At 65.5% G+C, this 13,993-nt stretch carries 15 protein-coding genes; 10 read left to right on the top strand and 5 right to left on the bottom strand.

The genetic code is table 11. The features are described from left to right. Positions 1 to 100 precede the first annotated feature (100 nt). The 3 genes from RGU41_RS00725 (at position 101) to RGU41_RS00715 (ending at position 4,399) form a co-directional block, all read left to right on the top strand. A complete protein-coding gene (locus tag RGU41_RS00725; protein WP_134445787.1) occupies positions 101 to 1,324 on the top strand; it encodes a sensor histidine kinase in 1,224 nt (407 codons plus the stop codon). Continuing rightward, complete coding sequence (locus RGU41_RS00720; protein WP_134445770.1) at positions 1,321 to 1,980, top strand: response regulator transcription factor; 660 nt, start codon at positions 1,321 to 1,323, stop codon at positions 1,978 to 1,980. Before RGU41_RS00725 ends, RGU41_RS00720 begins: the two co-directional genes overlap by 4 nt. 238 nt (positions 1,981 to 2,218) lie before the next feature. Further along, positions 2,219 to 4,399, top strand: coding sequence for an MMPL family transporter (locus tag RGU41_RS00715; RefSeq protein ID WP_322135208.1), 2,181 nt, complete (start codon positions 2,219 to 2,221; stop codon positions 4,397 to 4,399). Positions 4,400 to 4,452: 53 nt separating this feature from the next. Here the strand turns inward: RGU41_RS00715 and RGU41_RS00710 are convergent, their stop codons facing one another. From RGU41_RS00710 to RGU41_RS00700, 3 genes are all read right to left on the bottom strand, one after another. Then, positions 4,453 to 4,971 carry a hypothetical protein gene (locus RGU41_RS00710; RefSeq protein ID WP_322135207.1) on the bottom strand — a complete coding sequence of 173 codons (519 nt, stop codon included), beginning with the start codon at positions 4,969 to 4,971 and terminating at the stop codon, positions 4,453 to 4,455. Positions 4,972 to 5,152: 181 nt separating this feature from the next. After that, positions 5,153 to 5,755 carry an SOUL family heme-binding protein gene (locus tag RGU41_RS00705; RefSeq protein ID WP_134445772.1) on the bottom strand — a complete coding sequence of 201 codons (603 nt, stop codon included), beginning with the start codon at positions 5,753 to 5,755 and terminating at the stop codon, positions 5,153 to 5,155. A gap of 148 nt (positions 5,756 to 5,903) precedes the next feature. Continuing rightward, positions 5,904 to 6,335 carry a TetR family transcriptional regulator gene (locus RGU41_RS00700; protein WP_322135206.1) on the bottom strand — a complete coding sequence of 144 codons (432 nt, stop codon included), beginning with the start codon at positions 6,333 to 6,335 and terminating at the stop codon, positions 5,904 to 5,906. A gap of 150 nt (positions 6,336 to 6,485) precedes the next feature. Between RGU41_RS00700 and RGU41_RS00695 the strand changes: the two genes are divergently transcribed. After that, positions 6,486 to 7,394, top strand: coding sequence for an SDR family oxidoreductase (locus RGU41_RS00695; protein WP_322135205.1), 909 nt, complete (start codon positions 6,486 to 6,488; stop codon positions 7,392 to 7,394). Between the two features lie 69 nt (positions 7,395 to 7,463). Here RGU41_RS00695 and RGU41_RS00690 read toward each other — a convergent pair whose 3' ends face one another. Beyond that, entirely contained in the window at positions 7,464 to 8,339 is an 876-nt protein-coding gene (locus RGU41_RS00690) for a helix-turn-helix transcriptional regulator (RefSeq protein ID WP_322135204.1), read from the bottom strand. Between the two features lie 194 nt (positions 8,340 to 8,533). Between RGU41_RS00690 and RGU41_RS00685 the strand changes: the two genes are divergently transcribed. The 6 genes from RGU41_RS00685 to RGU41_RS00660 all read left to right on the top strand — a co-directional run bounded on the left by RGU41_RS00685 (position 8,534) and on the right by RGU41_RS00660 (position 13,335). Further along, on the top strand, positions 8,534 to 9,733 hold the full coding sequence (locus RGU41_RS00685; protein WP_322135203.1) for an MFS transporter: 1,200 nt from the start codon (positions 8,534 to 8,536) through the stop codon (positions 9,731 to 9,733). A gap of 63 nt (positions 9,734 to 9,796) precedes the next feature. Beyond that, entirely contained in the window at positions 9,797 to 10,837 is a 1,041-nt protein-coding gene (locus RGU41_RS00680) for a zinc-binding dehydrogenase (RefSeq protein WP_134558825.1), read from the top strand. A gap of 53 nt (positions 10,838 to 10,890) precedes the next feature. Further along, the gene (locus RGU41_RS00675) at positions 10,891 to 11,223 is read left to right on the top strand and encodes a carboxymuconolactone decarboxylase family protein (RefSeq protein ID WP_322135202.1); all 333 of its coding nucleotides are present in this window, start codon (positions 10,891 to 10,893) and stop codon (positions 11,221 to 11,223) included. Positions 11,224 to 11,231: 8 nt separating this feature from the next. After that, positions 11,232 to 11,633 (top strand): cupin domain-containing protein, encoded by a 402-nt coding sequence (locus RGU41_RS00670; RefSeq protein WP_134445778.1) that lies wholly within the window; start codon positions 11,232 to 11,234, stop codon positions 11,631 to 11,633. Positions 11,634 to 12,004: 371 nt separating this feature from the next. Then, a complete protein-coding gene (locus tag RGU41_RS00665; protein ID WP_369125150.1) occupies positions 12,005 to 12,889 on the top strand; it encodes a fructose bisphosphate aldolase in 885 nt (294 codons plus the stop codon). 44 nt (positions 12,890 to 12,933) lie between these two features. Next, complete coding sequence (locus tag RGU41_RS00660; RefSeq protein WP_134445779.1) at positions 12,934 to 13,335, top strand: DUF6855 family protein; 402 nt, start codon at positions 12,934 to 12,936, stop codon at positions 13,333 to 13,335. 80 nt (positions 13,336 to 13,415) lie between these two features. Here RGU41_RS00660 and RGU41_RS00655 read toward each other — a convergent pair whose 3' ends face one another. After that, positions 13,416 to 13,979 (bottom strand): GrpB family protein, encoded by a 564-nt coding sequence (locus RGU41_RS00655; protein ID WP_322135200.1) that lies wholly within the window; start codon positions 13,977 to 13,979, stop codon positions 13,416 to 13,418. Positions 13,980 to 13,993: the final 14 nt, after the last annotated feature.

Raw genomic sequence — 13,993 nt, 5'->3', positions numbered from 1 at the left:
GAATCCCGGTGTGTCATGCGGCCGGTGTGGATCTACTGCGAACGCAGTAGATCCACACCGGCCGTCGCGCGTCCTCGAGTGGGAGGATCGACAGGTGACGATGTCGGCCTCCCCCAGAGAACTCGCCGCCTATCGACCCCGCTGGTACCGCAATCCGCGAACACTCGACCTGGCCGCGGTCGCGGTCACACTCGTTGCCGCGGCGACCGAATTCAGTGTCCCCCTGGCCAACGGCACGAGCCTCTTCGGATATCTGCCCCTGACCGTCTCTCTCCTCGGCGTCCTCGTCTCCCGACGGTATCCCTGGACCGGCATCGTGATCGTCACCCTCACGCCGCTGCTCGCGGCCACGGTCGCCTGGGATCCGCTGATCACCTGGAACATTGCCGTGTTCACCGCCTTCTCCGTCACCCTGCGCGCACTTCCGGGCGTATGGGTCGGCCTGCTCGTGGGACCGACCCTGTATTTCGCCGCCGTGATGTACAACGGAATCGGTTTCGGCAGCCCGACCGCCTTCACCGCATTCGCGTTCGGCTTCATGGCCGCCGCCGCGGGAAGCGCGGTGCGCAGCCACGACCGCTATCGAAACGAGCTGGAACAGCGCACGCTCGACGCTCTCGCCGCGCGGGACACCGAGGCGAATGGCCGCGTCACCGAGGAACGCCTCCGGATCGCCCGCGACCTGCACGACGTGATCGGGCACGAGGTGGCCGTCCTCGGAATTCACCTGGGCGTCGCCGAAGTGAACCTGCCGAGCGACGCCGCCGTCGCCCGCGAATCCCTGCACTCGGCGCGCACGAGTGTCCAATCCGTCCTGCTCGAGACCCAGCGCATTCTGCACGTGCTGCGCTCCGACACCACCGAGGGCCGCGACTCCGGCGTCGGCTTGCGGCCGGCGCCGGACTTCTCCGGGATACCCGATCTCATCGAATCCTGCCGGAACGCCGGGGTCGATGTCCGGGCCGACCTCACCCAGGCACCCGCCGCGCTCGATCCCGAAGTGAGCACCGCTGCATTCCGGATTGTGCAGGAGGCCTTGACGAATTCCCAGCGCCACGGTTCGGGACCGGTCACGCTGAGTACGACCCTGTCCGGCGCCGTCCTCACGATCACGGTCTCCAATCCGAAGACCGTGCGCACCGCGAAGATCGCCTCCCCTGCGCGGACACGGACGGGGGCAGACCTGGCCCCGCGCCGCGGTTACGGTCTCGTCGGAATGCGGGAACGCGCCGCATCGGCCGGCGGCAAACTCGTGGTCGAGGACCGTGATGACCTCTTCCACGTCACCGCGACCCTCCGGGTCGACGGAGGCAGGATCCGATGATCCGGGTCATGATCGTGGACGACCAGGAGATGATCCGGGTCGGGCTGCGCGCCATCCTCGCCCCGGAGCCGGACATCGACGTCGTGGCGGATGCCGCCGACGGTTTCGAAGCGCTCCAGCAGATCGTCGGGCTGTCCGTCGACGTGGTTCTGATGGACATCCGCATGCCCGGAATCGATGGCGTCGAAGCCACCCGGCGCCTGCGCCTCGACTTTCCGCCCGAAGAACTGCGCATCATCATCCTGACCACGTTCGAAAACGACGAGAACGTCTTCGCAGCACTCCGGGCCGGCGCGAACGGCTTTCTCAGCAAGGGCATCGGACCGACCGAACTTGTGGCCGGGATCGTCGACGTCGCCTCCGGTGGCGGCGCTTTGTCCGCCGCCGCGACCGCGGCGCTCATCCACCACGTCGCCGAGGAACACCGCCCGGCTGTCGACGCGGCCATGGTCGATCGCTTCTCCGTGCTCACACCCCGCGAACGAGACGTCGTCATCGCCATCGCAACGGGGCGCGACAACGCCCAGATCGCATCCGACATGTTCGTCTCGCCATACACGGTCAAGACCCACGCCAACCGGGCGATGATGAAGCTCGGCGCCCGTGACCGCGCCCAGCTCGTCACCTTCGCCTACCGCGCCGGGCTCTCCGCGTAGCCGGCTCACTCCCACACCCGGTCTACTGCGCACGCAGTAGACCGGCCGATTCGCCTGGACGAGGTGGCCGAGCCGCCCCGCGGGAACGATAGGAAATGTCCCTGCCGCACGGCAGCATCCGCCTGGCCCAACCGGCCGACCGCGAATGCCCGGACGCCTCTCTTCGCGAGTCCTAGGAGCATCATGGCCACGTTTCTTTCCCTCATCGGGCGCTTCAGCGCCCGGCACAGAACTGGTGGTGGTCGGCGCCTGGCTGCTGATCTTCGTCGGCCTCATCGGCACCCTGGTCGTTGCGAGCGGCCAGGGCTCCCCCGGAACGGCCTCCACGTCGATTCCGAGCACGCAGTCCTCCCAGGCGCTGGAGCGGATGAGCCAGGAATTCCCCGACCTGGGCACCAGCACGCCCTCCTCATTGCAGCTCGTCTTCCAGTCCGACACGGGGGCCGCCGTCACGGGTGCCGCCGCCACCGCTCAGATCGCCGGCGTCCTGGCCGATGCCGCGACCATCCCGGACATCGCGTCCGTCAGCGACCCTTTCGACGCGCAGAAGCCGTACATCTCCCAGGACGGGAGCACCGCCGTTGCGACGCTCAGCTTCGGCGACCTATCCGCCGACCAGCAGAAAGCCTCCTACGAGGCAGCCCTCAGCGTGCAAGCGGATGCCCCTGACGGCCTCCGGGTCGAGGTCGGCGGAAACCTGGTCCCGCTCGGCGCCCCGCCCGCGGGCATCGGTGAGGGCGTCGGAGTGATCGTCGCCTTCCTCGTCCTGATCCTCACCTTCGGGTCGCTCCTCGCGGCCGGGGTGAACCTCCTGATCGCCGTCTTCGGCGTCGGCGTCGGCCTCGTGGGCGTTCTCGCCTATGGGGCGCTGACCCCGATCGGCGACACGACCATCATCCTCGCGCCCATGCTCGGCCTCGCCGTCGGGATCGACTACAGCCTGTTCATCCTGACCCGGTTCCGCGCCGAGCTCCGTAGCGGCAGGAACGTCGAAGACTCCGTCGCCCGGGCAACGGGAACCGCCGGAGGCTCTGTGGTGTTCGCCGGCCTCACCGTCATCATCGCCCTGGTCGGCCTCCTCGTCGCGAACATCAGGTTCATCACGGAGATGGGCATCGCCGCCGCCTTCGCCATCCTCGTCTCCGTGCTGATGGCCTTGACCCTCCTCCCGGTCCTGATGCGCACCCTCGGACGCCGGGTTCTGCCGAAGAAGGAACGCACCCGCCGCTCGAACGCCTTCGGGACGCCATCCGATGGTTCGACGGACGCGCAGTCCCCCACTCGGAAGGGGTTCCTCCGGCGCTGGGGGACGTTCGTCGTCGCCCATCCGGTCCGGTCGCTGCTCGCCGGCGTTGTCGTGCTTGTCATTGTCGCCGCCCCCATCCTCAGCATGAAGACCGCATTCAGCATCCCCGGCGGCGCCGACCCGACCTCGACGCAGCGGACCGCGTACAACCTCATCATCGACGAATTCGGCGGGGTGCAAAGCCCGCTCGTCGTGCTCGCCGAAGCCGACGGCGATATCACCGCCCAGACCGCATCCGTCCAGGACGCACTCGCCAGCCTTCCCGGTGTCCAGATGGCCGTTCCCGGCCCGATCAGCGCCGACGGACACGTCGCACTCCTGACCGTGATCCCCGCAAAAGGCCCCATCGATCAGCAGACGAAGGACCTCGTCCAGCAGATCCGCACTGACGCCGACTCTGTGCCCGGAGTCCACCTCGAGGTGACCGGAGAGACCGCGATCGGCATCGACCAGGACCAGGCCCTCCAGGACGCGCTGATCCGGTATCTCATTGTCATCGTCGTCATCTCCCTGGTGCTCTTGATCGTCATGTTCCGGTCGCTGCTCATCCCGCTCATCGCCACCCTCGGCTACCTGCTCTCCGTCGGCGCCTCCTTCGGCGCGAGCGTCGCCGTCTTCCAGTGGGGCTGGCTCGATCCCCTGATCCCGGCGCCCCAGGGCGACCCGATGATGAGCATCCTGCCGATCCTGCTCGTCGGCGTGCTCTTCGGGCTCGCCATGGATTACCAGGTCTTCCTGGTGTCCCGGATCCAGGAGATGCACAACACGGGAATGTCGCCGAAGCAGGCGATCATCGAAGGCTTCTCCCGTTCGGGCCCGGTCCTGGTGGCTGCGGCAACCATCATGACCGTCGTCTTCGCGGGCTTTGCGACGAGCACCTTCCCGATCGCCGCATCCATCGCCTTCGGGCTCGTGGTCGGAGTGATGGCTGACGCCTTCATCGTGCGCCTCATCCTGATGCCCGCACTGATGTCCCTGCTCGGCAAGGCCGCGTGGTGGCTGCCGAAGTGGCTCGATCGCCTCCTCCCGAATCTTGACATGGAAGGCCATGCACTCGACGAGCGCCCCGATTCCCAGCCCGACAAGCGGGAAGCCGTACTCGTGACCGAGTAGCCATTGGTGGGGCCGGTGCATGCATCATGCACTGGCCCGCCCGGAGGCACGAATTATTTCTTGCCCTTCTTGTCGTCCACTATTCCGCCCAGCAGGCCGCCGATCGCGCCACCGAGCACCCCTCCGGCAGGACCCCCGAGGAGTGATCTGATGCCGGCTCCAATCCCCGCGAGGCTCGAGCCGTAGCTCACCCGGGCGATCGAGACCGTCGTCGATCCTTCGGGACTCACTGAGATCTCGAACGACCCGACGGCGGCCGACGCCACCACCAGCGCGACGGGGCTGGCCTTGCCGCCAGCCGCCAGCTTGCCGTAGATCTCCCGCGACTCGAAGAAGGCGCGTTGGGGGTCCGCCTTCCCCTCTCCGGCCTCGAACCCGAGCTTGTAGAGCCCAAGGAGCGTCTGCACCTCGTCATCGGTGATCAGCTCTGCGGCTTCCAGCCGATCCAGGATGGCTTTGTGATCACTGATCATGTCGCCCTTGTTGGCTTCCACAATGCGTCGCGCTTCCGCGCGCGCGGCGTGCATCAGCCCTGCGATATCGGTACCCAGGTACGTTGGAGCTTCCATCATGCGCCTCCTCTGAGAAATACTCATGTCAGTAAAGCACCGGAAGCGGTTGTCGGCTAAGGGGTTGGCAGAGATCCCGTCAGGGGTTAGCAGGGATGGGCCGGCGTTCCGGCTGCGGCTCTTCGATTCCCATCAGCGCCTGTGCGTCAAGTCGGCCAGGGCGCCCTCGACCTGGCTGACGAGGTTACGGCCGAGTCTCTGCCTCGGTGGGCACGATATCGAGCAGGACCTCGTTACGACGCAGGAACGAGGGCATGAACGGTGGATCGAAACGGGCGAAACGGGGCTCTCCCCACGCCGTGAATCCAGAGGCGGCTATCGCACCCCGGAGCAACTCCAGATGGCGCGCATACCCGGCCTCGTCCCACCGGCCGCGATACCTCACCGCAGCGGTGAGACTCCCCGGAATGCTCCTCAGCCGCACCTGCGGGCTGGTCGGTTGTGGAGCCGTCTCGATCGTGAGGCCCGTGGGGAGCACGAAGGCAACGCGGAACGCCCCCTTCTCGCCAGGATCACCTGGCTTTCCGCCGACGGCCTCCTGAACGACAGGAGCGGTCATCGCGATCTTCGTCGACGCCTCGGCCTGCACGACAGGCGCGGTCATCGCGACCTTCTGACGAACGGAATTCTCGCCGCTGATATAGGCGAACAGGTATCGGAATGCACGATTGCCGGCATCTTCGAATGGCCCTGTCGTGATGACCTCGGCGACGAGATGCTCCGGGTAGCGACGCAACTCGAAACCATCGTTATTGCCCACGACCGCATAGGGCTGTTGTTCGGTCATGCTCTCAAGCTACTCCGCGTTCAGGTCTAGCCAACGATGATGCTGGGTGTGACCTCACGAAGCTGGCAGACGGTGTCACGGATGCACTCAGCCCAGTCCTCGGAAGGCGTACCCGTGATCCATCTCTCGAAGCCGATCTTGAACACGGTCACACCCGTCTCGGCGGCAAGGGTCGCCGACGGCTCCGCAACCCCGCGCTCGCGCAGCGCCCCGCGACGGATGCGCTCAGGGTCGAAAATTTCAGCAGTTCGCGCTCCTGGAGTGCGGGATTGGCCGAGATGATCGCGGCCCGCCGAATGGAGTGTGCACGGTCGAAGACCAGTCCGCCGACCTTGTTCATGGCCGCAATGACCACGTCGACCGGTCGCACATCTTCGGGCGTCTCGGCAATGGTCGCGAGGATGATGCGCTGGAGTTCCTGGGATCCCTGGAAGAGCACCTCCCGTTTGTCGGCGAAGTAACGGAAGAACGTGCGCTCGGTAACACCCGCTCGTTCCGCGATCTCAAGGGCCGTCGTCTGCTCGAAGCCGCGCTCCGAGTAGAGCTCCAGTGCGGCGCGCGCGAGCCGAGCCGTGCGCATCCGGTAGCCAGCGTCCCATGAGAGGCAGTCTACGATCTTTCGAGTTGATGTCGGTCGCTGACATTACGTGCTACTCTGACGTCAGCAACTGACATCAGTAGCCGATGCCTGGCAACCGACCGGGCGCGCGTCTCGAAGGAGAAGTCACTCATGCGTATTTTCATCACCGGCGCTTCCGGCTGGATCGGCTCTGCCGTATCCCAGGAAATCATCGCTGCCGGACACGAGGTCGTCGGCCTGGCGCGAAACGACGAGTCGTTCGCGAAACTGCAGGCCGCCGGCGTCACTCCCCATCGCGGGAATCTCGACGATCTCGACAGCATGCGCGAGGCGGCGGCAGCAGCGGATGGCGTCATCCATCTGGCATACAAGCACGACTTTTCCGACATGGCGGGTGCCGGCGCGACCGAGCGAGCCACCATCGAGATGTTCGGGGACACCCTCGCCGGCTCGGATCGCCCGTTCCTGTTCGCGTCTGGTGTTGCGGGGCTCGCGCCTGGCAGGCTCGCAAGCGAGGACGACGCGGTTCCGTTCAGCGGGCCTGAGGCGCCGCGCGGGGGCGCAGAGGCGCTCGCGCTTTCCTATGCCGACCGCGGAATCCGCTCCGTCGCCCTCCGTTTCTCCCCGACAGTCCACGGTGAGGGCGACCACGGATTCATGCAGGTGATCTCAGGGATCGCCGGCGAAAAGGGTGTCTCCGGCTATGTCGGTGACGGTTCCAGCCGCTGGCCTGCCGTGAATCGTCTGGATGCAGCGAGGATGGTGGCACTCGCACTCGCGAAGGCGCCTGCCGGATCCCGCGTGCACGCCGTCGGCGAAGAGGGCATCTCGTCGCTCGAGATTGCCGCCGCAATCGGCGACGCTCGAGGCATCCCACTGGTGTCGATTCCCCCGGAAGATGCCGCCGCGCACTTCGGCTGGATCGGCATGTTCTTCGGCCTGGACGTTCCCACCTCGAGCGCCAGGACGCAGGACCTGCTCGGCTGGACACCGACGCACCCCGGCCTTGTCGACGATATCAAGTCCGGCTTCTACGGGTCGAGGCGTCCCGCCCAGTAGTCCCTTCGTTCGTCGGCACCTGATCGGTGAATGAACAGCAGGCAACATCGCCTCACTGAAGCGAAGCCCTTACCGGGGTTCGGCCGCTTCGATTCGCGGGGCTGCCCAGCTGGCCAGGAGTCGCAGACGCTCTGCGCTGGGTGAGCCGGGTTCCGCGGTGTAGATCATAAGAACGAATCCTGGGTCGGCGGTGATGATGAGCTCTTCATAGGCAAGAGTGAGCTCGCCGACGACGGGGTGATTGAAGCGTTTTGTGCCGGAGCCGTGGGTGCGGACGTCGTGGGCCCCCCAGAGCTGGCGGAATGTGTCGCTGCGGGTGGATAGTTCGCCGACGAGGTCCTGGAGGCCTTTGTCGTTGGGGTCGCGCCCTGCTTCGGCACGCATGATTGCGACGCACATTCCGGCGAAGAGATCCCAGTCCGGATAGAAGTCGCGTGATGCGGGGTCGAGGAATTGGAACCGGGCCAGGTTCGGTGTGCGCCCACCGTCGCCGATCAGTGGCGAGTAGAAGGCACGTCCGAGTTCGTTTGTGGCGAGAAGATCCTGGTGCTGGTCGCGCACGAATGCCACGCCGTCGGTGATCGTGCTGAGTACCCAGTGAAGACTGGGCCTGCTCACGGCGTTCTTTGTGGCGCGCCTGCGCGGACGTCCGGACAATGGGACGCCGTCTGCTGCGCGGGCGAGGTCGAAGAGGTGGGTCCGTTCCGTGTCGTCGAGGTTGAGTGCGCGGGCAAGGGCGTCGAGAACGGAGGAGGACGCCCCTCCGATCGCGCCACGTTCGAGCTTGGCGTAGTACTCGACACTGACGCCGGCGAGCGTTGCCACCTCGGTGCGACGGAGCCCCGCCACCCGCCGGTTTGCTCCGGCGGGAAGGCCCACCTGTTCCGGAGCAATTTTCGCGCGGCGGGACATGAGGAATTCGCGTACCTCGGAGTGATTGTCCATGTCGACGAGACTACGTCTCCGGCACTGGGCGCGGGGTGCCCTGCTGGTACACCCCTCGACAGAGACTCCCTCCCGGGGTGCACAGCGCGTTGACTGAGGCATATGCAACAACCGGCTGTTCACGGCGGGCCCGGTTTGGACCGTTGCGCACCCGTGGGCAGTAACGCATGCAACAGTCGGCGGTGAGGAGAATCTTGAACACGACCATCACGGTGCCACCACCGGCCGCTGTCGAGACGATGAAGCGTTTGCCTCTGGCAACCCTGGTTGCCTTGGCGGTCATCGGCTTCGTTCTCGTGGCGATGGAGACCATGCCGGCCGGCCTGCTTCCGGTCATCGCCGCCGGCATGGGGACCAGCGAAGGCACCGTCGGGCTGTTTGTGAGCGCATACGCCCTCGGCACGGTCATCATCACGATCCCGGCCATCACCCTGACCCGGGGAATGCGCCGAAAGCCCCTGCTCCTCGGAACGATCCTCGGTCTCATCCTCGCGAACAGCGTCACCGCACTCTCCAGCGACGTGGCTCTGTCCCTGCTGTCACGGTTCGCTGCGGGGGCATTCTCGGGAATCATCTGGGGGATGCTCGCGGCCTACGGTCGAAAGATCAGCCCGCCGTCCCGCGCAGGGCTGTCCCTGGCGATCGTCTCCGGCGGGGCACCGGTCGGATTCGCCCTCGGTACACCCCTCGGATCCTGGCTTGGAACGACATTCGACTGGAGGTGGGCATTTGGCGGCCTCACCGCAGTGGCCATCATCGCCGGTGCGCTCATCGCCGCGATCGCCCCCGACGTCCACGGACAGCCGGGAAGCTCACGACTGCCCTTGGTCCGGGTGTTCCGAATCCCCGGCATCGCCATCATTCTGTCCGTCATCTTCACCTGGATGTTGGCGCACAACACGATCTACACCTATCTCTCCCCGTACCTCAGGGCGACCAGCAGCAGCCTCACCGTCGACGTTCAGCTTTTCATCTTCGGAGTCGCCTCGATCGGCGGCATCGTCATCACCGGGGCGCTGCTGGACCGCTATCCGAGACCGCTGCTGCACGGCAGCGCGGCGCTGTTCATCATGGCCGGTGTTGTCCTCCTCATCGGGCACACCTCGACCGCGGCGATCGTCGTCGCGACTGTTCTGTGGGGAATCGCGTTCGGCGGGGTATCCGCCCAGGTCCAAGCCGCTCTCACCACAACGGGAGGCAACGACTCGGATATCGCCAACTCGTTCCTGCCGGTGGCGTTCAACCTCGCCATCTTCACCGCCGGCATTCTCGGCGCCGCCCTACTGACAGTCTTCGACGGCCTCGTCCTCACCGTCGTGATGATCGTGTTCGGCCTCACCGCGCTCCTGCTCACCGTCTACGGACGTCGCACCGCTTTCCCCGTCCGCCTCTAGCAACCATTTCCCACAATTTCTCAACCATTCGACCAATCGACAGCAACACATCTGGAGATAGCAATGAAAGCGATATACATGTTCGGTGCTGGCGACGTTCGTCTCGTCGACGCCCCCGACCCCGTCGTGCACGACACCACCGACGCCGTCGTCCGAATCGTTCGGGCCTGCGTGTGCGGTTCCGACCTGCACCCGTTCCACAGCATGCCGAGCACCCCGGGTGGGGTGTCCATGGGGCACGAATTCATCGGCGTCGTCGAGGAAGTCGGATCCGACGTCCGCACCCTCGCGCCCGGCGACCTTGTCATCTCTCCGTTCGCCTTCTCCGACGGAACGTGCGAATTCTGCCGCGAAGGCCTCTACACCTCCTGCATCCACGGCGGATTCTGGGACATGCCCGGCATAGGCGGCGCCCAGGCCGAAGGCATCCGGGTCCCCTTCGCCGATGGGACCCTCGTGAAAGTCCCCGGCATCGACGAGAAGTCCCCGCTGCTCACCTCGCTGCTGACCCTGTCCGACGTCTACGGCACCGGGTGGCACGCAGCCAGCCGCGCCGGTGTCACCGCCGGAGACACTGTCGCGGTCATCGGTGACGGAGCGGTCGGCCTGATGGCGGTCCTCTCAGCCAAGCAGCTCGGCGCCGAGCGCATCATCCTGATGGGGCGCCACCAGGCGCGCACCGACCTCGGGCGGGAATTCGGCGCAACCGACGTCGTCGCAGAACGCGGCGACGAAGGCATCAACAAGGTCCGCGAACTCACCGGCGGTCACGGCGTCCGGAAGGTGCTCGAAGCGGTCGGGCATCTGCCCGCCTACGAACAGGCCTACCGCATCGTCCGGCCCGGCGGAGTCATCAGCCGCGTCGGCGTTCCCCAGTATGAGGACGCACCGATCGGGTTCGGCAGCCTCTTCGGCGCCAATATCACCCTGACCGGCGGCCCGGCTCCTGTGCGGGCCTACATCGAACGGCTGATGCCGGCGATCCTCGACGGCACCGTCAACCCCGGAAGGGTCTTCGACCGTACCGTCACCCTCGACGCCGTCCCCGAGGCGTACCGTGCCATGGACGACCGCGAAGCCCTCAAGGTCATGATCGCCTTCTGAACGACACACTCCTGCCGCTCCCCGCACCATCGACCACCCCTGAAAGGAACACCATGACCAGCCAACGCACGCAGGTCGGAGGAGGCCGGAACCTGTTCGGCGACTTCGCTCCGAAACTCGCCGAACTCACCGACGACGTCCTCTTCGCCGACGTCTGGAACCGCCCCGAACTCTCCGCCCGCGACCGCAGCCTGATCACCGTGGCCGTACTCACGGCCGGCGGGAACACCGACCAGTTGACCTTCCACCTCGATCACGCCGTCAAGAACGGCGTAACCCAGATCGAACTCATCGAAGCCATCACGCACGTCACGCTCTACGCCGGCTGGCCCCGGGGCATGGCCGCAATGGGCGTCGCCAAGCAGTATTTCTCCAAGGACGAGTAAGGAACATCATGATCATCGAACCTGCAGTACCGACCACGCTCAACCCGGCCGCCCAGTTCGCCGGTGAAGTCTGGCTCGACCCGATCGCACTGCCCCACGAGGCCGACCAGCGCATGGTCGTCGTGACGGTGCGGTTCGCTCCAGGAGCCCGCACCGCCTGGCACTCCCACGAACTGGGCCAGTACGTCCGCGTCACGCAGGGCGTCGCCCGTTTCGGAGCGCGAGACGGCTCGATCATCGAGGTCCACCCCGGCCAGACGCTCTACACCCCGCCAGGCGAACAGCACTGGCACGCGGCAGCCCCCGGCGTCTTCATGGAGCACATCGCCATGGTTCAGTCGGGCGACGACCCGGCCAAAACCACCACCTGGCTTGAGCACATCACCGATGACGAGTACAACGGCAGCTAAAGGCCGTCTGCCGACAATTCCGTGCGCGAGTTCCTGACGCTGCGACGCCGGGCATTCGGGGAGCCGCAGCCGCCACGTGGGGTTCCGGTGCGACGGAAGTGGGTGCGGCCGGGTTCGTGAGTTCTGCACCAGACCGGCCGCCTTGGCGAAGCTGGTGCGGGCGCCGGTGGCATAGCCCAAGGCACCACGCAGGTAACGTCCCCGGGCACCAATCGAGTCAGTCCATCCGATGACGCTGGCTCAGCTTCGAGAATCACCCGGTGCCGGCACGAGGCCTGGGCCGACAGCCGGAAATCGGCGCGGTGAACCGCTCGGGCGACGATCACCGCTCGCTAAACTGGACTCGAGTCCACGACCTTTTTGGAGGGACTTTGAATACCGAACAAGCAGCAAGGATGAACACCGGAGTCGGCTTCGTCGCAGCACTTGACCAAAGCGGCGGCAGCACGAGTGGCGCTCTGAAGCTCTATGGCATCGACCCGGCCTCGTACGGCAGCGATGAGCAGATGTTCGACCTGATGCATCAGATGCGTGCCCGTGTAATGACGGCCGCAAGCTTCACCTCCGACCGCATCCTCGCGACGATCCTCTTCGAGCAGACCATGGACCGCACCATTGACGGCCAGTTGACGGGTGAGTACCTCACCGCCCGAGGTATCGTGCCAATCGTCAAGGTCGATCAGGGCCTGGCCGCTGAGGAGGACGGCGTCCAGTTGATGAGGCCCCTCACCAAGCTGGAACCCCTCCTCACCCGTGCCGTTGAACGCACGATGTTCGGCACGAAGATGCGTTCCGTGATCAAGTCAGCCAACCCCGCCGGAATCCAGGCGATCGTCGACCAACAGTTTGCCGTCGCCGCGCAGGTTCTTTCCCATGGCCTGGTGCCGATCTTGGAACCCGAAGTCGACATACATGCCCCTGACAAGGCCGAAGCCGAAAACCTGCTCAAAGCCGACGTGTTGGCGGCCCTCGACCGGCTCCCCACCGACCAGCCTGTGATCGTCAAGCTGTCGATCCCGACGGTACCCGACTTCTACACCGACCTGATCGAGCATCCGCTGGTATTGCGGGTGGTAGCACTCTCCGGTGGCTACAGCCAAAGTGAGGCCTGCCGATTGCTGGCCGAGAACCACGGTTTGAGCGCCAGTTTCAGCCGGGCGCTGCTCGAGGGCCTTACCGTCCAGCAATCGGACGCAGCCTTCAACGCAATGCTGGCCACCTCCATCGAGCGGATCTACACGGCGTCCACGACCTGACCCCCGGCATTCCCAAGCTGCGGGGTGCGTGATATACGTAGCTCATGACCACTGGAAGCAAAGACGAACCGTGGATTCTGTCCACCCCGCCGGGTACGAGCCAGTACACGATGTACCGCGACGAGTCGAGCACACCACCGAGCCTGGTCTGCCAGGTCGGATCAACAAAGCTCAGCTACGACGCCCGAGCCGTTGAGGACCTGCACACCTGGCTCACGGAGCATGGTGATTGGGTACCGCTGGGTGCCGCGGACGAGAAGAAAGTCCCGGCTGAGGGGAGTGTCGAGGCGTGGGGCCGGTCCGAGTCCAACCCGCTCGGCGGCTGGTACGGGCTCCGGAACGGATACCGCGGGCGATTCGGCATGTATCTTCCGCCGTTGCTCGAAGCGCTCGGACTCGCCGAACTCACCCACGACCCCCGCAACAACAGCATGCGCGCACGCTAGAAGTCCCTCCCTGCGGTCCCGTATGACAACGGGCCGTCGGATCCACAGGACGGCAGCTTCCCTGCGACATTCTGGTGAGGCTAGGTTCCGGACGCAAGTGCACGCGCAATGATCGCCGCGATGACGTCGGTCTTGGCTTCGGCGTATGCATTCATGTCGTCGAAACCCTCACCCAACAACGCGCTCTTGGTCGCTTCATATAGGGACCGGTCGTCAGCATCCGCACGAAGACGGTTGCGGAAGAGGAGGTACCTATCGATAGCCGAATCGCCTCTTTGCAGGATGTGGATGTGCACATCGCGTGCCGAGGTTCGCACCAGGCGATGGCCGGGCTCACGAACGCGCAACTCGTATCCCACGGATAAGAGAGGTCCGAGATAGTCCTCCTCCACCGTGATATCGCCGACCGTGACCAGGATGTCGATAATCGGCTTGGCCGCCAGCCCGGGTACCGAGGTCGATCCGATGTGTTCAACCTCGACTTCCGTCGTTCCGAGCGCCTTCCGCAGACGATTCTGGTGGGCAAGGAAGATAACGGGCCAGCTGTCGTCATAGGCAACGAGTTCCAGCTCGCGCTTCTCAGATCCGCCGACAAGCTCGACCGCTACAACGTCTGGTCGACGCGATACGAAGTCCTTGGTCATGCGATCATCCTCGC

This window comes from Cryobacterium sp. 10C3 (assembly GCF_034314285.1).
GTDB classification, from domain to species: Bacteria; Actinomycetota; Actinomycetes; order Actinomycetales; family Microbacteriaceae; genus Cryobacterium; species Cryobacterium glucosi.
Note: the sequence above shows the minus strand (reverse complement) of the source record. Positions and strands in the feature narration are given on the sequence as shown.

What these genes read in the sequence shown, in the direction of transcription:
- RGU41_RS00720 (WP_134445770.1), top strand. Translation starts at nt 1,321, where the DNA reads ATGATCCGGGTCATGATCGTGGACGACCAGGAGATGATCCGGGTCGGG.
- RGU41_RS00710 (WP_322135207.1), bottom strand. Translation starts at nt 4,971, where the DNA reads ATGATGGAAGCTCCAACGTACCTGGGTACCGATATCGCAGGGCTGATG.
- RGU41_RS00695 (WP_322135205.1), top strand. Translation starts at nt 6,486, where the DNA reads ATGCGTATTTTCATCACCGGCGCTTCCGGCTGGATCGGCTCTGCCGTA.
- RGU41_RS00655 (WP_322135200.1), bottom strand. Translation starts at nt 13,979, where the DNA reads ATGACCAAGGACTTCGTATCGCGTCGACCAGACGTTGTAGCGGTCGAG.
- RGU41_RS00725 (WP_134445787.1), top strand. Translation starts at nt 101, where the DNA reads ATGTCGGCCTCCCCCAGAGAACTCGCCGCCTATCGACCCCGCTGGTAC.
- RGU41_RS00660 (WP_134445779.1), top strand. Translation starts at nt 12,934, where the DNA reads ATGACCACTGGAAGCAAAGACGAACCGTGGATTCTGTCCACCCCGCCG.
- RGU41_RS00690 (WP_322135204.1), bottom strand. Translation starts at nt 8,339, where the DNA reads ATGGACAATCACTCCGAGGTACGCGAATTCCTCATGTCCCGCCGCGCG.
- RGU41_RS00675 (WP_322135202.1), top strand. Translation starts at nt 10,891, where the DNA reads ATGACCAGCCAACGCACGCAGGTCGGAGGAGGCCGGAACCTGTTCGGC.
- RGU41_RS00670 (WP_134445778.1), top strand. Translation starts at nt 11,232, where the DNA reads ATGATCATCGAACCTGCAGTACCGACCACGCTCAACCCGGCCGCCCAG.
- RGU41_RS00705 (WP_134445772.1), bottom strand. Translation starts at nt 5,755, where the DNA reads ATGACCGAACAACAGCCCTATGCGGTCGTGGGCAATAACGATGGTTTC.
- RGU41_RS00680 (WP_134558825.1), top strand. Translation starts at nt 9,797, where the DNA reads ATGAAAGCGATATACATGTTCGGTGCTGGCGACGTTCGTCTCGTCGAC.
- RGU41_RS00700 (WP_322135206.1), bottom strand. Translation starts at nt 6,335, where the DNA reads ATGCGCACGGCTCGGCTCGCGCGCGCCGCACTGGAGCTCTACTCGGAG.